Raw genomic sequence first — 19,755 nt, 5'->3', positions numbered from 1 at the left:
TTTTTTGGCGGCCATTTTCCTGCTGTACGCTTTATCTCTTCACTGCGTTACGAGGATACCGCTTCCATCAGGGCTGTTTGATATTTGTCTTGAATTTCTGTAACATTTTTGTTGTTTTTCATACCAATAAAGCATCGCTTTTTAAAGCGGTATCAAAATCAGGATTCCATGAGCCAACATAACAATACCCTTCTTTACGTCCGACTTATAAAGGAAAGTCTGAGTTTTGCCATGAGCGCGCTTCGAAACAACAAGTTACGTACGTTACTTTCGTTGTTGGGGGTGACCATCGGGATTTTTTCCATTATCGCGGTATTGGCCGCGGTGGATTCCATGGACCGTAAGATTAAAAGCGACCTGAGTGGCTTGGATAAAAATACGATTTACCTGTTCAAGTATTCGTTCGGGCCTACGGATGTTCCCGACTGGAAAATAGGTCAGTTTCCCAACGTGACTTACGATGAGTATTTGTTTTTGCGCCGTTCCTTAACCAATCTGGATAAGAGCTGTTTTGCTTATTTCACCAAAAGGGAAAACATAAAATTCGAAAAGCAAACCGCCAGCGCCATCGAAATCGTGCCTTCTACCAATGAAATTGAAACGATCGACGATGTAAAGGTTTCCGAAGGACGTTTTTTCTCGGAAGCCGAATCTAACGGTGGTATGGGTGTAATCGTTTTAGGAAGCGAAGTGGCCGCCACGCTTTTTGGGGATATGAATCCTATCGGGAAAAGTGTTCGTTTGTACGGACAACGTTACGATGTGGTGGGGATTTTAAAGAAACAAGGGGAATCCATTTTCGGAAGTAACGATACAAGAGCTTATATTCCAAGCAATAATTTCCGACGCATCTTCGGGGACAATAACGATGCTTTGACTCCGGTGATTCAGCTCAAACCCGAAAAAGGGACTGATATCGAGGAGTTTAAAGGGGAGCTAACCTATAAACTGCGCAATTTCAGAGGATTAAAAACCAGCGATCCGGATAATTTCTTCATCAACGTGCTTTCCGGATTTACCGAAATGATTGACAGTATCGTGGGGCAAATGAATCTGGTAGGATGGATTATCAGCGGATTTTCATTATTGGTAGGCGGTTTCGGAATTGCGAATATCATGTTCGTTTCCGTAAAAGAACGCACGAACCTTATCGGTATTCAAAAAGCACTGGGCGCCAAAAACCGTTTCATTCTTTTCCAGTTCCTGTTTGAAGCCGTTATTCTTTCCGTAATTGGAGGAATCGTGGGGATGTTGTTGGTTTGGGTAATTGCCTTGGTGTTGTCCAAAGCCTTGGATTTCGAATTTATTCTCGGTTTCTGGAATGTGGTTATCGGAACGTCCCTGGCGGCTTTTATCGGATTGATATCCGGCATTGTACCGGCTATTTCGGCGTCTAAACTGGATCCGGTGGAGGCGATTCGTAGTGGGATGTAAAAAAGTTGACAGTAATCAGTAATTAGTGTTCAGTTTGAAGTCGAATTGTTTTGTCATTTCGACGAAGGAGAAATCTCATTATAATTTTTCGTAAATTTTATTTTAGACTTATCCCATTTAATATCTTCGGAAGAATAATACTTGTTTTCTTTTTTGTAATGTAAAACGGTGTCTTCTTCCTGACGAGTTCTTCTAAATCCGTAAAAATCGCGGTCTAACTCATAGCTGTATTTTTTTAAAGCGTCTTTTAATTTATAAAAAGCAACTGAATTAAGTGTGTCAAGTTGTGAAGAAACATGAGTAATGTTTTTTTGGCCTTTTTTAAAATTCAACTTAACGAACTCATCTATTGAATTAACTGGGATTTGAATCAAATTCGTAGGTTGTAAATTTATGAATTCAGGAATTGTATCGTTTATTAATTGGAAATGAGTATAAGTTTCAGATTCATTAGGTTCAAAATAGAATATGTTTCCCTTATTATCAATTATGAAATTATTTAGTCCATAAGTGATGGAGTTTGATAATCGGTTAACTGGATTTTTTTTCTCATCAATCGATATAATATAAGGCACCAATTCCTCTTTAGAAGTTTCTTTCTTAGAACAACTCAAGACAGAGAACAGAAGTGTAAATAAAAAAAGGTTTCTCATTTTAAATGATTTCCTGTAAAAATAAAAAATCCCGAGAACTTCCCGGGATTTTTTATTTTATCGAATCGGTTGATTCTGAATCAGGTCAATGTACAAATTCACCTTGTCTTTCAACTCTTTTCTCGGGGTGATGAAATCTAAGAAGCCGTGTTCCAATACGAATTCGGCCGTTTGAAAACCTTCGGGTAAATCTTTACCGGTCGTGTCTTTTACCACACGTGGTCCGGCAAATCCAATCAGTGCACCCGGTTCCGCGATGTTGATGTCGCCCAACATGGCATACGAAGCGGTAGTACCTCCGGTGGTAGGATCGGTACACAGGGAAATGTACGGAATTCCCGCATCAGCTAACTGTGCCAGTTTTGCTGAAGTTTTTGCCAACTGCATTAACGAGTAAGCCGCTTCCATCATACGTGCACCTCCCGATTTTGAAATCATCAGAAACGGAATTTTGTTTTTAATGGAATGATCGATGCCTCGTGCGATTTTTTCTCCCACTACAGCGCCCATGGAACCGCCAATGAAAGCGAAATCCATACAACAAACTACCAAATCTTTACCTTTGGATTTTCCAACTCCTGTTCGTACAGCGTCTTTCAGTTTGGTTTTGTCCATCGCATCTTTCAAGCGTTCGCTGTATTTTTTGGTGTCTACGAAACCAAGCGTGTCTTTGGAGGTAATGTTGGCATCCAATTCCGTAAACTCGTTGTTGTCAAACAATATTTCAAAATATTCGCGACTTCCGATACGAACGTGAAATCCGTCTTCCGGGCTGACCCAAAGATTTTTTGCCAATTCTTCTGCATCAACAATCTTTCCTGTTGGCGATTTGTACCAAAGTCCTTTTGGAACGTCTTTTTTATCTTCAGTTGCGGTTTGAATTCCTTTTTCTGTTCTTTTAAACCAAGCCATAATTTTAAATTTAGAATTATGAATTTAGAATTGTGAATTAGAGTTTTAGAATGAAATATCAGGGATTTAGACAATTTCTAACTTCTGATACCTAATTTCTGATTTCTAATTTCTAATTTCTAACTTCTAATTAAAGTGTATTAACGTTATTTAAATCGGCGAAAGCCTGCTCTAATCGTTTGTTGAATGTTAATTCGCCTTCACGCATCCATTTTCTCGGATCGTAGTGTTTCTTGTTTGGCACATCTTCTCCTTCGGGATTTCCGATTTGTGTTTTCAGATAATCCATTTTATCGGCAATATAGTCGCGAACCCCTTCGGTAAACGCAAACTGTAAATCGGTATCAATATTCATTTTGATTACCCCGTAGGAAATCGCTTCTCTGATTTCTTCCAAAGAAGAGCCCGAACCTCCGTGGAATACGAAATCAACCGGATTATGTCCCGTGTTGAATTTCTGCTGCACATACTCCTGAGAGTTTTTCAGGATTTTCGGAGTCAATTTCACATTCCCCGGTTTGTAAACGCCGTGTACGTTTCCAAAAGAAGCGGCAATGGTGAAACGCGGACTGATTTTCATCAATTCCTCATACGCATACGCTACTTCATCGGGTTGGGTGTATAATTTTGAACTGTCCACATCGGAATTGTCCACGCCATCTTCTTCACCACCGGTGATTCCCAATTCGATTTCCAACGTCATTCCCATTTTACTCATACGCTCTAAATATTTTTTAGAGATTTCAAGATTTTCCTCAATCGGTTCTTCCGAAAGGTCAATCATGTGCGAACTGTATAATGGTTTTCCGGTTTGTTTGAAATGTGCTTCACTGGCATCCAATAATCCGTCAATCCAGGGTAATAAGTTTTTTGCACAATGGTCGGTATGAAGAATTACGGTGGCACCGTAAGCTTCCGCTAAAGTATGGATGTGTTTAGCTCCTGCAACCGCTCCTAATATGGCCGATTTTTGTCCTTCGTTCGAAAGACCTTTTCCTGCATTAAATGAGGCTCCGCCGTTAGAAAACTGTATGATAACCGGTGCATTTAACTTAGCGGCAGTTTCCATAACGCCATTGATGGTACTAGATCCCGTTACATTTACAGCAGGTAAAGCAAACCCTTTTTCCTTCGCATAGTTGAAAATTTCCTGAACCTGATCCCCGGTAGCTACTCCGGGTTTAATATTGTGAGCCATGGTGTTGTGTTTTTATTACAGTTGACAAAAATAATAATTTCTATACTTAGAACGGATAATTAATTCCAATATTTATAACCGACTTGTCGAAGCGCACGTCTTTAAACCAACGTTCGCTTTCCGGTTTGGCCGGGTTGTAGGTTTTGAATCCTAAATCCAGACGCCCGATGAAGAAGCTGAAATCGTAACGGATTCCTATTCCGGTTCCCAGTGCTAAATCCTTAAGTGATTTTAAACCGTTGAAGGTGTAATCTTCGTCTTCAACATTGTCATAAACGTTCCAGATGTTTCCGGCATCGGCGAAAAGTGCGGCATTCCATTTTCCGAAAAGGTTTAAGCGGTATTCGGCACTCAGGGCAATTTTCATGTTGGCTTCATTGAAGTCGTTGATGCCACCACTGCGCCCCGGTCCCAATCCATACGATTGCCAGGCTCTGTTGTCATTCGATCCTCCGCCAAAATAACTTCTGGAAAACGGGATGTTGTCTGAATTCCCGTAAGGAATCGCAATTCCGAAGAACCCTCTTGTGGCAAAAACGTTTCGTCTTCCCAAATCCCAATGTTTAATGATGTCGAATTCTGTTTTTACGTATTGGGAATATTCAACATTCATAAAGGTTTTTTTGCCGTTCTCATTCAACGGTTCCTTGTTTACATTGTATAACAGGTTCAGTAAGTTTCCGGCCGACTCTATTTTTGTTTTGAAAATACTGAACGTATTGTCCAGAAGATCGGTCTTTGTGGATTTTGTAAAGGTAAAATTGGAGGCGAAAATCAAATTGTTTTCTGTTAGTCTTTTCTTTCGTTCGTTAATGCTTCGGATGTTTTTGTATACCGCATCATCGGCGTTTAATGCAGTGTTTCCCTGTAAAACGTCGTTAATGAAATTGTCGGCACCCCCTTCCAGGATGGTCAGATTTCCGTTCGGATCCAGATTGGCGGCATTGGTGTTGAAATCCTGCGCAAATTCGTTTAGGGTTGAATAGGACGAACGGTACACATTAAAATAATTGTACGGATTGATGTTGCGAACGTATTGGATGTTTAGGAGATCCAAACGCGCACTGTTGGTTTTTTTGGGTTGCCAGTTGTAATTGATAATTCCGGTCAAATTCTCCTTGTCCAAACCGATATTGCGCTGTCGGGTAAAACCAAAACTGGTAATGGTGGTAGGGAACATCATTTTGGGAATGATGCGTTCCGTTTTAAAAGGAAATAAAATTCTGGGAATGGTTAGTTTTACGTCGGCTCCATATTCGGAAACGTTAAAGAAAACATCATTCGGATTCGCCATGTCTTTTGAGGAGCCGATATTGCCTCTTGTGGAAATATCCAGAATTTCCGCCCCTCGGAAGATGTTTCTCCAGGTAAACGTCATGTTGGCGGAAATTCCGAAATCCTGAATATTGGAGTGCATGAAATCCACGGAGGGGATCCAGCTGTATTTTTTTCTCGGGCTTAAAAAGATGTTGGTAATCAGCGACGTTCCGGTGGAGTCTTTCGCATCTTCCACATATTCAATCGACGGATAGCTGAAAACCCTAAGGTTACTCAGCGCCCGTGAGGTTAACAGACGTCTTGTGTCGCTGAAGGTACTCCCTTTGGTGATGAAAATGGCATCGGTCAGCGCTTTTGGACGATAGGCTAATTTGTCGGAACTGTAAATGTTGAAATTCTTATAGGAAACACTGTCGGCAATTTTGAGTTTGTTGCGGCTGGCCGTGTTGTCCGTAAAAATGTTTACTTCGCTGATTTTGTATAATTTGAACGGAACCTGAAGTAAGGAATCCCCTTTTTTAACGGTTTGATTGTCTATAAGTATGTTCACGTTGGCTTTGTAGTCCGTCTTTAGGGTATCTATATTGTACGAGATGTTGGTTTCCTGAAAGCGGTAGGCTCCATTGTTTCTGAAATAGGTGGAAATTCGTTTTCTTTCGTCGGCAAAATCTTTGGTGTCGTACTGTTTTCCGGTTTTGATTAACGACGCCCCTTTTATTTTCTGGAACAGGGAATCCAAAGCGGGGGTTTCCACTTCAGAGGAAATACTGTCAATCAGATACGGTTTTCCGGTTACGATGGTGTAGGTAATGTGGCCGCGTTTGCTTTTTAAGGTGTCGATTTTATAATCGACTTTTGTTTTGAAATACCCTTTGTTGAAATAATAGTTAAGAAAGCGGTTTTTGGTTTTTTGTGTTCTTTTTTCATCAATAATCACGGGCGGTTCCCCGTTTTTTTTAAGAAAATTACTGATTCCGGAAACGAAAAACGATTTTCCAAGGCGATCCACCTGTTTCTCTGATAACAAAGCCGTTAGCTTTTTATGGCGATTGGGTTTTCTGTCCAGCCAAGCACGATAGGAGGAATCCGGATTTTTACGGGCCAGATTGTACATCTGTAATCGCAGCGGAAAACCCAGCGCAAGATGACTGTTAGGTTTTTGATATTGCTGATTGACAACAATTTCGTCATTTATTTTTTTGTCGTTAACTAAAATTTCGGTTTTAGTTAAAAGATGCTTGCCTTCCGGAACTCTTTTTACAAGGGAACAGGAATAGATTATTGCACCCAATACAAATAATAGTGCTATTTTTGGTGAATTCTTTTTCAAATCAATTACAAAAGGTAGGTCAAAAATACGTTTTTTTATGCTTAGTAAAAACCAAATAAAGCTAATAACGAGTTTGCAGCAAAAAAAGTACCGAAAACAACAGCAGCTCTTTTTTGCCGAAGGTATAAAGGTAATACAGGAATTGTTGAATTCCAATTTTGAGTTGGAACATCTTTTTGTAACTGATGCCGTTTTTCCGGAAGTTTCCAAAATTAAGATTTCGACGGTAACTGAGGCAGAACTAAAAAAAATTTCGGCATTGACAACACCCAATAATTGCCTGGCGTTATTCAAAATCCCGAATGAGCGGCCCATAAGCGAAAACGGGCTGATAATCGCTTTGGACGACATTCGTGATCCCGGAAATTTAGGAACCATATTGCGTTTGTGTGACTGGTTTGGGATAAGACAGGTGGTGTGTTCTGCGGAAACCGTCGATATTTATAATCCGAAGGTGGTGCAGGCCACAATGGGGTCGATTACCCGGGTAAATGTTACGTATACTGATGTGGCAGATTATATTGAAAAAACAAAACTTCCGGTTTTTGGAACCTTTATGGATGGTGAAAATATCTACAAAAGCAAGCTTCCAAGCGAAGGTGTGATAGTAATGGGGAACGAGGCCAACGGAATTTCTCCTGAAATTGAAAAACTGACGGAAAACCGTATTGCCATTCCGCGTTTCGGCGATTTGCAGCAAACGGAAAGCTTGAACGTAGCCACCGCCACCGCAATCATCCTGAGTGAGTTTAAACGGCTTGAGCGATAATCAATAGGTAAAGTAATTCTTAATGGAAGGCAAAATTAATGAAGACCCCTCTTGTTTTCATGGAAGCCACATTACCGGTCCAAGGGCTGTCCGGAGTATTGTCACGAATCAGTTCGTCATTCAGTCCGAAGACACCTCGAATGGAGGGTGAAAACTTAAAGTACTCAAAATACAGATCGATACCGAATCCTACTTCATAATTGGCCGTCATTTTCTTCATTCGGAAACGCTCGTTGAAATTGTCGTCCTTGGCATTGGCATTACTGCCCAAATTCATCGATTGCGAATACCCGCCAATCAGATAAGGGCGAATGTTCCCGATTCGTTTTGAAGAGAATTTCAGCAATAAAGGGAAATGGATATAGGTTGATTTCACTTCCCGTAACCTGTCGAAAGAATCTTCAATGTTGGGGTAGGTTAAATTCCGTTGCGCATAGTACAAACCAGGTTCGAAACGCAAATCGATGTGTTCCATGATGCGAAGGTTTCCGATCAAACCGACATTAAATCCTGTCGTGCTTTGCACTTCAATATCTTTATCGGGTTCGATGTAATCAAATTTGAAGTCATAGGAGTTGAATCCCAGAAAATACCCCCAATGCACCCGTTGCTTGTCGAAATTCTCGAGATTGATTATCGGGTTTTTTCCAAACATGCCAAGACCTTTCTGTCCAAAGCTGTTTGCCGAAGCAATAAAAGCAAGTAAAACAAATAGTTTCTTCATATTATTTTTTTGAAGCCGAATAAATAGTTGCTACTCCAAAGGTTTGAGGCATGTCTTTTACATCTATAAACCCAACTTTTCGCAAAATATTGTTCAGGGCTTCTCCAAAGGGAAAATGAGAGGCGGATTCGGATAGGTACGAATAAGCCACTTTGTCTTTGGAAAACAGTTTGCCAATTAGCGGAAGGATGTTTTTTGTGTATATGTGATATCCCTGTTTGAAAGGGAATTTAGTAGGTACGGAGGTTTCCAGAATCACGAATCGGCCATTGGGTTTCAGGACGCGTAAAATTTCAGAAAGTCCCAATTCCAGGTTTTCAAAATTACGAACGCCAAACGCAACGGTGATGGCATCGAAATAATTATCCTCGAACGGAATTTTTTCGGAATCGCCCAAAACCATTTCGATTTTGTTCTCCAAGTGTTTCTGTGCGATTTTCTGTTTCCCGATTTCCAGCATTCCGGCCGAAATATCCAACCCGATAATTTTCTCGGCATTGGTTTTGGTCATCAGGATGGCAAGGTCTCCGGTTCCGGTGGCGATGTCCAAAATGGTTGTCGGATTCTTTTCGGCGATGAGCTTCAAAACATTTTTTCTCCATTTCACGTCAATCCCAAAAGAAATCACTCGGTTTAGGTTATCATAGTTGCCTGAAATGGTATCAAACATCTGTGTAACCTGTTCTTTTTTACCAAGATTGGAGGCTTTATAGGGTGTAATGTTGTCGTTCATCGATTAAATTAATTTGTACAAAGATAATATATTCTTTATCATATTCATCTTGTGAAATAATTGTAAATTTAATTCCCTTACAGGAATGTTCTTATACATTATGAAAGAAACAAACTAATGACATCACTAAATTTAGTGATATGAAAAATACAAGATTTTAGCGATTGTTTGGTGTTGTAATTCGTTGCAATTTTACAATCTGATTACAAACAAACGAAATATGTTGTCTAAACTTTTGTTATCGGAAATTAAATGGGTTCTACTGGCACTTGTAGTCTCATTGGTTCTTGTTGAAAGTATCAACAGCAGTTCTTTTTTCAGCACTGCTGCGTCAGGGGTGCCGCAAACGTTCTTTGGGTTAAATTTGTTTTTGGAAATTTTAGTTTTTTTTGTCTTTAGTACTTTTGTGGTATTTGGTATTAGAGGCTTTTTTGAGATGTATTCTCACAAATTTGCCAATGTTATTATATTCATATCAGGTATATTGTTAACAGTGGTAATTTTTATTTTATGTTTTCAGGTACTTTCCCTTGAATAATCCGATAGTAGGTTAGATACATTTTTAGTTTGTTAGTTGAAACATCCCGGTAGTTTTATCGGGATGTTTTTTTTATGCCCGGACGTACGTCAGAAACGAGAAATCAAAATCGTGTTTCTGGTCTTTCGGATGAAATTCTTCGTAAGTCAGTTTCCATTCTTTCAAATCAATTTCCGGAAAAAAAGTATCCGCTTCCGGAGCGGTAAAAACTCGGGTAAGTTCTATTTTATCGGCAATAGCCATGGACTGTCTGTAAATTTCGCCGCCACCTATAATGAAAATGTCTTCGTTTTTCGGACAAACTTCTATTGCTTTTTTTAGTGAATTCACCACAATGCAGCCTTCGGGGACAGTGTAGTCTTCTTGCCGTGTGATAATCACATGGGTACGATTGGGTAACGGTTTGGGAAAGCTTTCGAAGGTTTTTCTTCCCATCACAATGAAATGTCCGGTCGTGATTTGTTTGAATCGTTTGAAGTCATCGGGTAAATGCCAAATCAGATCGTTGTCTTTTCCCAAGGCATTGTTTTCTGCAGCCGCAGCGATTAGGGTAATCATTATTCTGTGATATTGTTTTTCTGATTGAAATCTTTTTCGATTTGTTCTAATTTTCGTTCCTGTTTCATAATCAATTTATCAATCTGGGCACGTTCCCATTTCTTGTTCATAAAACTGTCGGTGATAAAAACGCGGATGAAATGCAGTACGAATAAAAAGCCCCATAGGGCAATTCCCCATTGGTACCAGTTGGTTTCCGGTTTGATGTTGAGCAGTTTGTTGGCCATTACCATGAAAATACTGCCGACAAAAAACAAGACAAAGTGAAAATACAGGTGTTTTTTCTGCTTTAAGCGCTGTCTGGCATACTCATACAGTTCGTGCTGATTGTTTTCCATAAATACATTTTTACGGAATTAAAGATAAATAATTTTGTCTGATAAACATATAAGAGAACACTCATTTTTGACTCGTCTTCCATGTTTAAGCAACAGGAGTTCATTGATTTTCGTGATATAAACTGCAGGAAATATTTTTCAGAAATCCATGGTGATTCTGTTGATACAATGGGGGCAAGTTTAACAGGTAGTCTGATGTAATTTGAATTACGTCAATGAATTATCTTCTTCTGCGAGAGCCTTGGAGTCTTTCGGGGTTGTGGCTATTGTTTGTGTCAATTTGTATGGTTAGCGGCAAAAAGAATTTTGACTTAACCGCTTTTCCTCTATGGTAGGCCGGATGCCAGTTTGGAGATTTTGTAAGCGCTTTTATGAAAGAATCCTCTAATTTAGGGCTGTAGCCGCGAACGATTTCGATATCCCTGATTTTTCCTTCGGAATCAATGATAAAAGATGCCATCATTTTTATGGAAGTGATGTCAGAACTTACTTCCGGAACGACTATTTTGGAAGCAACTTGTTTGTAGAAATCATTCATCCCTTTTTCGGGACCTGCCTGTTTGTCAATTTCTTTATAACTGTATGTTTTGTTTAAAGAATCAACCGATGTGCCTTCAATAAGTTTTCCGTTTTTATAGGTCTCTTTAAAAGTTAAATTGCCAACCTTTGTCCTTCCTTCCCATAAATTGGTTTTGAAACCGTTTTTCAGTTCCCCTTTTGCGCTTTGTGATCCCTCAACTTCATTATACATGCCGTTTCCGTTGACAATTTCCGGATTGTTATTTTCATCCCAGGAATTGTTGATTTTTAAATCGGAACGGATAAATTTGGAATAATTGTCAATGATGTATTCGCCTTCCGTTTTTTTGTTTCCGTTTTCATGCCAGGATGTGAAATCGCCATAAGCGGTATTTTCAGTATACAGCAAGCGGGATTTTACTTTTCCGTTTTCGTAATAGTTTGTGAAAAAGCCTTCTTTTATTTTTGCATTATTATCCGAATAGATACCTTCTGATTTTAAAGCCCCCGAGAGGTAATACTCGTAAACATTATAGGTTTTTTGTTTTGCTTTATAATTTTTTATGATTTTATGTGTTTTATGATTCCCGGGTTTTGTTTCCTGACCAAGCGAATCCAGATAAATGTACTTATCTTGTTGTGCATGGGAAACGCTTAAAAAAAGACATAAAAAAAGGGACAATAAAATTTTTTTCATTGTAATTGTGAGGTTTGTAAAATGGAATTTAATCAGACTGCCACTTGTCCTTTAATGTGCGGGTGCGGATCGTAATCGGTTAAGGTGAAATCCTCAAACTGGAAATCGAAGATGTCTTTCACGTTCGGATTCAAAATCATTTTCGGAAGTGGTTTCGGTTCGCGCGTCAGCTGTAATTCCAATTGCTCCATATGATTGTTGTATATGTGAGCATCTCCAAATGTATGGATGAATTCTCCCGGCTGCAAATCACAAACCTGCGCCACCATCATGGTAAACAGCGCGTATGAAGCAATGTTGAAAGGAACGCCCAGAAAAATATCGGCGCTTCTTTGGTATAATTGGCAGGATAATTTTCCGTCGGCCACATAAAACTGAAAAAAGGCATGACATGGAGGCAAGGCCGCTTTACCGTTGGCTACATTTTCCGAAAAGGATTTTTTATCATCGGGTAAAACGGACGGATTCCAAGCCGAAACCAGCATGCGTCGGCTGTTCGGGTTTCTTTTCAGGGTGTCGATAAGTTCTTTGATCTGGTCGATTTCATCGCCATTCCAATTGCGCCACTGGTAGCCGTATACCGGACCCAAATCCCCGTTTTCATCGGCCCATTCGTCCCATATTTTAACGCCGTTTTCTTTCAGATAGCCAATGTTGGTATCGCCTTTTAAAAACCAAAGCAATTCGTAAATGATAGATTTTAAATGCAGTTTTTTAGTGGTTACCATCGGAAAACCTTCGCTTAAGTCAAAACGCATCTGGTATCCGAAAACACTTTTGGTTCCCGTTCCCGTTCTGTCGCCTTTCTGATTTCCGTTTTCTAAAACGTGCTTCACTAAATCTAAATACTGCTTCATTATTGTTAATCTGTTGCTGCGGTTATTTGGTTATTCGAATTGCTGTAACTGCTTACTGCTGTCTGAATACTGCTAACTGTTTACGATTCTCTTTTGGATACTTCGTCACGAATTTTGGCTGCTTTTTCGTAATCTTCATTTTGAACGGCCGATTCCAACAATTCGTATAATTCGGCTAAAGAGTAGTGGGTGTAGGTTTCTCCGGTTACCTTTTCTTCTCCTACCAAGCCAAAGGTCTCCGGACTGGTTAGCGGATCGTCGCCTTCTTCCGGATGTTTTCCTTCTTCCGTCGGATTGATTTTCAGATAGATACCGGCTTTGTCCAGGATGTTTTTATAGGTAAAAATCGGAGCATTAAAACGTAACGCCAAAGCAATGGCATCGGAAGTTCGTGCATCGATAATTTCTTCGATACGGTCTCTTTCGCAAATGATGCTGGAGAAGAAAACGCCATCAACCAATTTGTGAATGATCACCTGTTTTACCACGATATCAAAACGGTCGGCAAAATTTTTAAATAAGTCGTGTGTTAGAGGTCTTGGCGGACGAATTTCTTTTTCCAAAGCAATTGCAATGGATTGTGCTTCGAAGGCACCAATAACAATGGGTAGTTTTCTCTCGCCATCAACTTCGTTTAGAATCAATGCGTAAGCGCCATTTTGAGTCTGGCTATAAGAAATTCCCTTTATAGTTAGTTTTACTAAGCTCATATTCTATTAATAAACAAAGGCTGTCTAAGACAAAGATACGAACTATCCTTGAATTTAGACAGCCTTTTTATAGGCACAAATTAACTAAAAATATTAATGTTGTGCTGCTTTAAAAGCTTTTAATTTTTCGATTAATTGCGGAACAACCTGGAAAGCATCTCCTACAACTCCGTAATCCGCTACTTTAAAGAAAGGGGCGTCTGCGTCCGGGTTGATAACCACTTTCACTTTAGAGGAGTTGATTCCGGCAATGTGTTGGATGGCTCCGGAGATACCAACGGCAATGTATAAGTTTGCCGCTACCGGTTTTCCTGTTTGTCCTACGTGCTCGCTGTGAGGTCTCCATCCTAAATCGGAAACCGGTTTTGAACAAGCGGTAGCCGCACCAAGTATAGCAGCCAATTCTTCAATCATTCCCCAGTTCTCAGGACCTTTCATTCCGCGACCTGCAGAGACCACGATTTCAGCATCGGCAATGGTTACTTTTCCGGTTACTTTTTCCACCGACTCGATTTTTACTGAGAAATCAGCATCGTTCAATGACGGAGCGAAATCCTCTTCAGCTAAAGAAGAAGCCAATTCGAAAATACCGTAAGAGTTTTTAGCAATCCCCAATACTTTTACATCCGTAGTCACTTCCGTAATGTTGAATGCTTTGTTAGAAAACGCGTTTCTTTTCACTGTGAAAGGCGAAGTGCTTCCCGGTAACGCCACCACATTGGAAGCATATCCTGCATTCAACCCAACAGCCACAAGTGGTGCCAAGTATAAAGAATCGGTTGTAGAGGACAAAACCACTACTTTAGCACCTTCTTTCTGAGCTGCCTGTTTGATAACGTCGGCGTAAGCTTTGGCATTGAAAGACACTAATTTATCGTTAGTTACTTTCAATACTTTGTCTACTCCGTATTTTGATAATGCGGAAACATCGCTTGCATTTACCGTAACGGCCGTAACGGTTGTTCCCATCATCTCTGCAACTTTCTTAGCATAAGAAGCCAATTCGAAAGCTACTTTTTTAAATTTTCCTTCTGCGGATTCCGCGTATATTAAAATTGACATAGTCTTTTTTATTTAAAGTTAATTTTGAAAGTCTAAGAAATAGGTCTTAGATAACTTTCGCTTCGTTATGTAATAAGTTGATTAATTCGTCTAAGTTGTCCGGGCTAACCAATTTCACTGCTGATTTTGCCGCCGGCTTTTCGAATTTCACTGCTTTCGTATTGTTGTCGGCACCCACCGGTTCTAAAATGGTTAACGCTTTTGTTCTTGCGGTCATGATACCTCTCATGTTCGGGATACGAAGGTCTTTTTCTTCCACTAATCCTTTTTGTCCGCCAATTACCAATGGTAAGTTCGCTGAAATGGTTTCTTTACCACCGTCAATTTCACGAACTGCTTTTGCAGCTGTTCCGTTGATGTCCAAACCGATACAAGAGTTTACGAAATCCGCTCCTGTTAAAGCAGCCAGCATTCCCGGAACCATTCCGCCGTTATAATCTAACGATTCTTTACCGGCAATTACCAAATCGTACCCGCCGTTTTTCACTACTTCCGCCAATTGCTTGGCTACGAAGAAACCGTCTGTAGGGTTTGCGTTTACACGGATAGCTTCGTCAGCACCAATGGCTAACGCTTTTCGTAACGTTGCTTCTGCATCGGTACCGCCTACGTTTACCACAGTTACATTAGCACCTTGTTGTTCTTTGAACCAAATCGCTCTGGTTAAACCGAACTCATCATTAGGATTGATTACAAACTGAACACCATTAGTATCAAATTCCGAATCTCCATTAATGAAGTTAATTTTTGAAGTAGTATCAGGCACGTGGCTGATGCAAACTAATATTTTCATTTTTATAAGGTTATAAAGTTGATTATTTTCGAGGGACGAATTTAAGGAAATATTTTCAATAAAATAGTATGCGCGCATAATAAATATGAAATTATCAGCGAATGGGGGAATTATTCTAAAGAAATGTAAAACGGATGTTATGAAAAGTGTTTTGGTTGCGGAATTGTCATGGAGAAATTTGGGTTCTAAGTATATAATCAGGTAAGAATCTGAATGAAAATGAAAGCGTTTCAAAATAAATTCACCTTAATACTATAACATATAACCAATAAGTAACATAAAATTTTTATTTTTGCCTTTCAATAATTTTTGGATAAAGAAAAATACATGAGAACGATACAGTTTAGAGAAGCGGTTTGTGAGGCGATGAGTGAAGAAATGCGTCGCGACGAATCGGTATATTTAATGGGTGAAGAAGTGGCGGAATATAACGGAGCCTACAAGGCTTCGAAAGGGATGCTGGACGAATTCGGACCAAAAAGAGTTATCGATACCCCAATTGCCGAATTGGGTTTCGCGGGAATTGCAGTAGGTTCAGCAATGAACGGTTGCCGCCCGATTGTGGAATTCATGACATTCAACTTCTCCTTGGTAGGAATTGACCAGATCATCAACAACGCGGCTAAAATGCGTCAGATGTCGGCCGGACAATTTCCAATGCCAATGGTATTCCGTGGACCAACAGCTTCGGCAGGTCAGTTGGGTGCAACCCACTCTCAGGCTTTCGAAAACTGGTTTGCCAACACTCCGGGATTGAAAGTGGTGGTGCCTTCTAATGTATATGATGCCAAAGGATTATTAAAAGCGGCCATCCGTGATAACGATCCGGTAATTTTCATGGAATCGGAACAAATGTATGGCGACAAAGGCGAAGTGCCTGAAGGGGATTACACGATTCCGTTAGGGGTTGCCGATATCAAACGCGAAGGAACAGACGTAACGATTGTGTCTTTCGGAAAAATCATCAAAGAAGCTTTCGCTGCCGCCGAAGAATTGGCTAAAGAAGGTATTTCTTGTGAAATCGTCGATTTGAGAACGGTTCGCCCAATGGATTACGATACGATTATCAACTCGGTCAAAAAAACAAACCGTTTAGTAGTATTGGAAGAAGCTTGGCCGTTTGCATCCGTAGCTTCTGAAATCACCTATATGGTTCAGGAAAGAGCGTTCGATTATTTGGATGCACCGGTACAAAGAATCACCACTGCCGATACGCCGGCTCCGTATTCACCAACCTTGTTGAAAGAATGGTTGCCTAACGCAAACGATGTAATCAAGGCGGTTAAAAAAGTAATGTACAAATAAACTTTTTAGTAGGTTAGTCTTCTTAGATTTAAAGATTATAATGCTTCTTTGGGTATTAAAAAATCTAAATATCTAACAATCTAAGATGTCTAACATTCTAAAAAAAACTATATTTGAAACTTCATCAGTAATTCGCTGATGAAGTTTTTTTTTGAAGCTATATGAAGAAGTTATTTCTGTTTTTAAGTGTTGTTTTTTCGTGTGCGAATTTGGTGGCGCAGACTAAAGTGGGCGGTGTAGTCTATGATGAAACCAACCAGCCAATGAGTTACGCGAATGTCTATTTCAAAGGATCTACCGAAGGTATTGTTTCCGATGAAAACGGGCGTTTTTACCTACAGTCGGATAAAACATACAAAATACTCGTGGCTTCTTTTGTGGGGTATAAAGCCGTGGAAATTGCATTGACCAAATCAGTGGATCTGGATATGAAAATCACCATTAAACCGGACAACCAGCTTCAGGAAGTGAAAATTTTCACCGGAAAAACGTCCAAAAAAAACAATCCCGCCATTGACATTCTTCGAAAAATATGGGAGCGTAAAAAGAAAAACGGGCTGAATATGTTCGACCAGTACCAATACGATAAATACGAGAAAGTGGAGTTTGATCTGAATTCCATCGACAGTGCTTTCAAGGCAAATAAGATTTTCAAGGGCATGGAATTTATCTGGGATCGAATCGATACGTCAAGAGTAACCGGGAAAGCCTTCCTTCCGATTTTCATCAATGAAACCTTAAGTGAAGTCTATGCCGATAACACCAACGGAAAAAAGAAAGAAATCGTAAAAGCCAACAAAAACTCGGGACTGGGCACCGGCGACGGGGTAAGCACTTTCATCAAAGATTTGTATGCCGATTATGATATCTACAACAATTACCTGAAGTTCTTCGACAAGGATTTCGTGAGTCCGTTATCGCGTACCGGAATCAACGTGTACAATTACGTGTTGTCGGACAGTGCTTTTATCGACAACAAATGGTGTTATAACATTATTTATTATCCGAGAAGAAAAAACGAACTGACGTTTAAAGGGGATTTTTGGGTGAACGATACCACGTTTGCCATTAAGAAAATCAACATGGAAGCCAGTAAAAGTGCGAATATCAACTGGGTGAAGGAAATTTATATCGAACAGGAATTTGAGGTATTGAACGATTCGGTGTTTTTGTTGAAACGCGACCACATGATGTCGGATTTCAGTTTCTCCAAAAAAGAAAAATCGAAAGGGGTTTACGGAAAACGTACGACTTTGGTGCGAAATCATAAGTTCAACATTCCCAAGGAAGAGAAATTCTACAAGCAGGAAGTGGATAATTACGACAGTGAAGCCTATGATAAAACCGATGAATTTTGGGAAGAAAACCGATTTGAGAATCTGAATAAAAACGAGAAAAGTGTTTACGGGCTATTAGATACCTTAAACACGATTCCGAAGTTCAAAAGAATATACAATCTGGCGACTATTTTGGCCAGCGGTTACATTGAAATTCCGAAATGGAAGATGGATTACGGTCCGATTTTCTCTTCTTTCGGATACAATAACGTGGAAGGCATGCGTTTGCGGGCCGGCGGAAGAACCTATTTTGGTTCCAACGACATGTGGCGTATCGAAGGCTATACCGCTTATGGCTTTGATGACGGACAATTCAAATACGGTCTTTCCGGAAAATGGCTGGTGAATAAGAAAAACCGATTAATCTTATCCGGTGGAAACCGAAGGGATATCGAACAATTGGGGGTGAGCTTAACGGCAACCAATGATGTTCTGGGAAGAAGTTTTGCATCAAGTACCTTGTTTTCAAGCGGAAACAACGATAAGCTTTCTTCAATCAATTTATCGATGCTTTCGCTGCAGATGGAACCGGTTAAAAACCTGACGATTCAAACGGGTTTAACATACCGTACCTTAAAATCGGCTTGGTCAAAATTCAGCCTGGATTATTTTGATGAAAACGGAGGAATTCAAAGTCAGGTAAAACAGGCCGATGTGAATTTGATGGTGGATTACACGCCAAAAAGAAAAACGGTTGGTCACGGCGTGGAACGTATGGTGGTGGATTATAATTTCCCAAGGGTTTTTGTGAATTACAGTCAGGGTATGAAAGGGGTTTTTGATAGCGATTTCTCGTATCAGAAGTTACAGTTTTATTACCGACACCCGATATTGATTGGCGGCTTCGGAAGATTGTTTCCAACTTTTGAAACGGGTAAGATTTTCGGAAAAGTGCCATTGGGTTTAATGGGTGTGATTCCGGGGAACCAATCCTATTTCCAGATTGAGAACACGTACAATCTGATGAATTACTACGAGTTTGTTGCCGATGAATACGCTTCGATTCATCTGGAGCATCATTTTAACGGCCGTCTTTTCTCAAGAATACCGTTGTTGCGAAAATTGAACTGGAGAGAAATTGTGGGTGTGAAAGGAGTGTACGGATCGGTTTCCAATGAAAACATTGCGTTAAACGCTTCGGGATTGGAATACCGCGCGCCGGTTGACGGGTATTGGGAATATCATGCCGGTGTTGGGAACATCTTCAAATGTTTCCGATTGGATTTCTGCTGGAGAGGGAGTTATATGGATTTGCCGGAGGCCAATAAATTCGGAGTCAAAGGGTCATTCGGATTCTATTTCTAATGAAAAATGCCATAGCTCATCTTCTTAAATGTGAAGAGAAATTTCAAAGTATCGTTGATTTGTATGGCGAGCCCACTTTTGTGCAACGTCCGCCGGGATTCGAAACGCTTTGTCTGCTGATATTAGAGCAACAGGTGTCGATTGATTCGGCGAAAGCGACTTTTAACCGAATCAAAGCAGCCATTCCTGATTTTTCACCCGAAACGGTGATGGTATTTTCCGATGAGGAATTTCGCGGTTGTGGCGTGAGTCGTCAAAAAACAAAATACCTGAAAGCCTTATCGGAAGCCATTCTGGAAGGTACTTTGGATATTGAAGGATTAGCCGATAAGGATGTCGTAACGGTTCGGGAGGAGCTGATTAAAATCAAAGGCATCGGGCATTGGACCATCGATGTGTATCTGATGTTTTGCCTGCAATCACCGGATATTATTCCGTTGGGCGATATTGCGGTGGTAAATACCATTAAGGAACTTTTCGACATTCACGATAAAGAAGCCATGGCGGTGTATGCCGAAAACTGGAAACCCCATCGTTCGGCAGCCACTTTTTTTCTCTGGCATTATTACCTTCAGAAAAGAGGAAGAAAACAACCGTATTAAAACTTCGTTATCATATTGCTAAATCTGCTTTTTTAAAGGTAAAATTACTTGTAAGTCAGTTGATTTTGTCCTACTTTTGCACCCTCAAAAAATGTAAAGTTTA

The 19,755-nt window shown here is 40.1% G+C and carries 18 protein-coding genes; 5 read left to right on the top strand and 13 right to left on the bottom strand.

Annotated elements, in window-relative coordinates; translation table 11 throughout:
- Positions 1–168: 168 nt before the first annotated feature.
- On the top strand, positions 169–1,434 hold the full coding sequence (locus BLQ05_RS08995) for an ABC transporter permease (protein WP_023575979.1): 1,266 nt from the start codon (positions 169–171) through the stop codon (positions 1,432–1,434).
- 53 nt (positions 1,435–1,487) lie between these two features.
- Here the strand turns inward: BLQ05_RS08995 and BLQ05_RS08990 are convergent, their stop codons facing one another.
- The 4 genes from BLQ05_RS08990 to tamL all read right to left on the bottom strand — a co-directional run bounded on the left by BLQ05_RS08990 (position 1,488) and on the right by tamL (position 6,805).
- Positions 1,488–2,087 carry a hypothetical protein gene (locus tag BLQ05_RS08990; protein ID WP_023575978.1) on the bottom strand — a complete coding sequence of 200 codons (600 nt, stop codon included), beginning with the start codon at positions 2,085–2,087 and terminating at the stop codon, positions 1,488–1,490.
- A 57-nt stretch (positions 2,088–2,144) separates the two neighbouring features.
- Positions 2,145–2,999 carry an acetyl-CoA carboxylase, carboxyltransferase subunit beta gene (accD, locus tag BLQ05_RS08985; protein WP_023575977.1) on the bottom strand — a complete coding sequence of 285 codons (855 nt, stop codon included), beginning with the start codon at positions 2,997–2,999 and terminating at the stop codon, positions 2,145–2,147.
- Between the two features lie 130 nt (positions 3,000–3,129).
- On the bottom strand, positions 3,130–4,197 hold the full coding sequence (fbaA, locus tag BLQ05_RS08980) for a class II fructose-bisphosphate aldolase (RefSeq protein WP_023575976.1): 1,068 nt from the start codon (positions 4,195–4,197) through the stop codon (positions 3,130–3,132).
- A 46-nt stretch (positions 4,198–4,243) separates the two neighbouring features.
- Positions 4,244–6,805, bottom strand: a complete 2,562-nt coding sequence (tamL, locus tag BLQ05_RS08975) for a translocation and assembly module lipoprotein TamL (protein ID WP_023575975.1) — start codon at positions 6,803–6,805, stop codon at positions 4,244–4,246.
- 37 nt (positions 6,806–6,842) lie between these two features.
- On the opposite strand from tamL, the gene BLQ05_RS08970 reads away from it, so the two are divergent.
- A complete protein-coding gene (locus tag BLQ05_RS08970) occupies positions 6,843–7,574 on the top strand; it encodes a TrmH family RNA methyltransferase (RefSeq protein WP_023575974.1) in 732 nt (243 codons plus the stop codon).
- A 19-nt stretch (positions 7,575–7,593) separates the two neighbouring features.
- Here the strand turns inward: BLQ05_RS08970 and porT are convergent, their stop codons facing one another.
- From porT to BLQ05_RS08920, 9 genes are all read right to left on the bottom strand, one after another.
- Positions 7,594–8,298: a type IX secretion/gliding motility protein PorT/SprT gene (porT, locus tag BLQ05_RS08965; protein WP_023575973.1), complete on the bottom strand. Its 705-nt coding sequence runs from the start codon at positions 8,296–8,298 to the stop codon at positions 7,594–7,596.
- Position 8,299: 1 nt separating this feature from the next.
- Positions 8,300–9,031 (bottom strand): bifunctional demethylmenaquinone methyltransferase/2-methoxy-6-polyprenyl-1,4-benzoquinol methylase UbiE, encoded by a 732-nt coding sequence (ubiE, locus tag BLQ05_RS08960; RefSeq protein ID WP_023575972.1) that lies wholly within the window; start codon positions 9,029–9,031, stop codon positions 8,300–8,302.
- Positions 9,032–9,641: 610 nt separating this feature from the next.
- Positions 9,642–10,127 (bottom strand): dihydrofolate reductase, encoded by a 486-nt coding sequence (locus BLQ05_RS08950; protein ID WP_035654253.1) that lies wholly within the window; start codon positions 10,125–10,127, stop codon positions 9,642–9,644.
- Positions 10,127–10,465 (bottom strand): 2TM domain-containing protein, encoded by a 339-nt coding sequence (locus tag BLQ05_RS08945; RefSeq protein ID WP_023575970.1) that lies wholly within the window; start codon positions 10,463–10,465, stop codon positions 10,127–10,129. Before BLQ05_RS08945 ends, BLQ05_RS08950 begins: the two co-directional genes overlap by 1 nt.
- Before the next feature lie 220 nt (positions 10,466–10,685).
- A complete protein-coding gene (locus BLQ05_RS08940) occupies positions 10,686–11,681 on the bottom strand; it encodes a toxin-antitoxin system YwqK family antitoxin (RefSeq protein ID WP_023575969.1) in 996 nt (331 codons plus the stop codon).
- A gap of 32 nt (positions 11,682–11,713) precedes the next feature.
- Positions 11,714–12,538, bottom strand: coding sequence for a thymidylate synthase (locus tag BLQ05_RS08935; RefSeq protein ID WP_023575968.1), 825 nt, complete (start codon positions 12,536–12,538; stop codon positions 11,714–11,716).
- A gap of 80 nt (positions 12,539–12,618) precedes the next feature.
- Positions 12,619–13,248, bottom strand: coding sequence for a bifunctional nuclease family protein (locus BLQ05_RS08930; protein WP_035654251.1), 630 nt, complete (start codon positions 13,246–13,248; stop codon positions 12,619–12,621).
- A gap of 93 nt (positions 13,249–13,341) precedes the next feature.
- On the bottom strand, positions 13,342–14,310 hold the full coding sequence (locus BLQ05_RS08925) for an electron transfer flavoprotein subunit alpha/FixB family protein (protein WP_023575966.1): 969 nt from the start codon (positions 14,308–14,310) through the stop codon (positions 13,342–13,344).
- A 46-nt stretch (positions 14,311–14,356) separates the two neighbouring features.
- The gene (locus BLQ05_RS08920; RefSeq protein WP_023575965.1) at positions 14,357–15,103 is read right to left on the bottom strand and encodes an electron transfer flavoprotein subunit beta/FixA family protein; all 747 of its coding nucleotides are present in this window, start codon (positions 15,101–15,103) and stop codon (positions 14,357–14,359) included.
- Between the two features lie 327 nt (positions 15,104–15,430).
- On the opposite strand from BLQ05_RS08920, the gene BLQ05_RS08915 reads away from it, so the two are divergent.
- From BLQ05_RS08915 to BLQ05_RS08905, 3 genes are all read left to right on the top strand, one after another.
- Positions 15,431–16,408, top strand: a complete 978-nt coding sequence (locus BLQ05_RS08915; protein ID WP_023575964.1) for a pyruvate dehydrogenase complex E1 component subunit beta — start codon at positions 15,431–15,433, stop codon at positions 16,406–16,408.
- 161 nt (positions 16,409–16,569) lie between these two features.
- A complete protein-coding gene (locus BLQ05_RS08910) occupies positions 16,570–19,050 on the top strand; it encodes a DUF5686 and carboxypeptidase-like regulatory domain-containing protein (protein WP_035654249.1) in 2,481 nt (826 codons plus the stop codon).
- Positions 19,050–19,652 (top strand): DNA-3-methyladenine glycosylase family protein, encoded by a 603-nt coding sequence (locus BLQ05_RS08905; protein ID WP_023575963.1) that lies wholly within the window; start codon positions 19,050–19,052, stop codon positions 19,650–19,652. The genes BLQ05_RS08910 and BLQ05_RS08905 overlap by 1 nt, the downstream gene beginning before the upstream one ends.
- Positions 19,653–19,755 lie beyond the last annotated feature (103 nt).

Origin of the sequence: Flavobacterium saliperosum (assembly GCF_900100625.1) — a bacterium.
In the GTDB taxonomy this organism is placed as follows: Bacteria; Bacteroidota; Bacteroidia; order Flavobacteriales; family Flavobacteriaceae; genus Flavobacterium; species Flavobacterium saliperosum.
This window is presented reverse-complemented; position numbering and strand designations above follow the sequence as displayed.

Coding starts and splice junctions, on each gene's coding strand:
- BLQ05_RS08995 (WP_023575979.1), top strand. CDS start 169: ATGAGCCAACATAACAATACCCTTCTTTACGTCCGACTTATAAAGGAA.
- BLQ05_RS08990 (WP_023575978.1), bottom strand. CDS start 2,087: ATGAGAAACCTTTTTTTATTTACACTTCTGTTCTCTGTCTTGAGTTGT.
- accD (WP_023575977.1), bottom strand. CDS start 2,999: ATGGCTTGGTTTAAAAGAACAGAAAAAGGAATTCAAACCGCAACTGAA.
- fbaA (WP_023575976.1), bottom strand. CDS start 4,197: ATGGCTCACAATATTAAACCCGGAGTAGCTACCGGGGATCAGGTTCAG.
- BLQ05_RS08970 (WP_023575974.1), top strand. CDS start 6,843: ATGCTTAGTAAAAACCAAATAAAGCTAATAACGAGTTTGCAGCAAAAA.
- porT (WP_023575973.1), bottom strand. CDS start 8,298: ATGAAGAAACTATTTGTTTTACTTGCTTTTATTGCTTCGGCAAACAGC.
- ubiE (WP_023575972.1), bottom strand. CDS start 9,031: ATGAACGACAACATTACACCCTATAAAGCCTCCAATCTTGGTAAAAAA.
- BLQ05_RS08950 (WP_035654253.1), bottom strand. CDS start 10,127: ATGATTACCCTAATCGCTGCGGCTGCAGAAAACAATGCCTTGGGAAAA.
- BLQ05_RS08945 (WP_023575970.1), bottom strand. CDS start 10,465: ATGGAAAACAATCAGCACGAACTGTATGAGTATGCCAGACAGCGCTTA.
- BLQ05_RS08940 (WP_023575969.1), bottom strand. CDS start 11,681: ATGAAAAAAATTTTATTGTCCCTTTTTTTATGTCTTTTTTTAAGCGTT.
- BLQ05_RS08935 (WP_023575968.1), bottom strand. CDS start 12,538: ATGAAGCAGTATTTAGATTTAGTGAAGCACGTTTTAGAAAACGGAAAT.
- BLQ05_RS08930 (WP_035654251.1), bottom strand. CDS start 13,248: ATGAGCTTAGTAAAACTAACTATAAAGGGAATTTCTTATAGCCAGACT.
- BLQ05_RS08925 (WP_023575966.1), bottom strand. CDS start 14,310: ATGTCAATTTTAATATACGCGGAATCCGCAGAAGGAAAATTTAAAAAA.
- BLQ05_RS08920 (WP_023575965.1), bottom strand. CDS start 15,103: ATGAAAATATTAGTTTGCATCAGCCACGTGCCTGATACTACTTCAAAA.
- BLQ05_RS08915 (WP_023575964.1), top strand. CDS start 15,431: ATGAGAACGATACAGTTTAGAGAAGCGGTTTGTGAGGCGATGAGTGAA.
- BLQ05_RS08910 (WP_035654249.1), top strand. CDS start 16,570: ATGAAGAAGTTATTTCTGTTTTTAAGTGTTGTTTTTTCGTGTGCGAAT.
- BLQ05_RS08905 (WP_023575963.1), top strand. CDS start 19,050: ATGAAAAATGCCATAGCTCATCTTCTTAAATGTGAAGAGAAATTTCAA.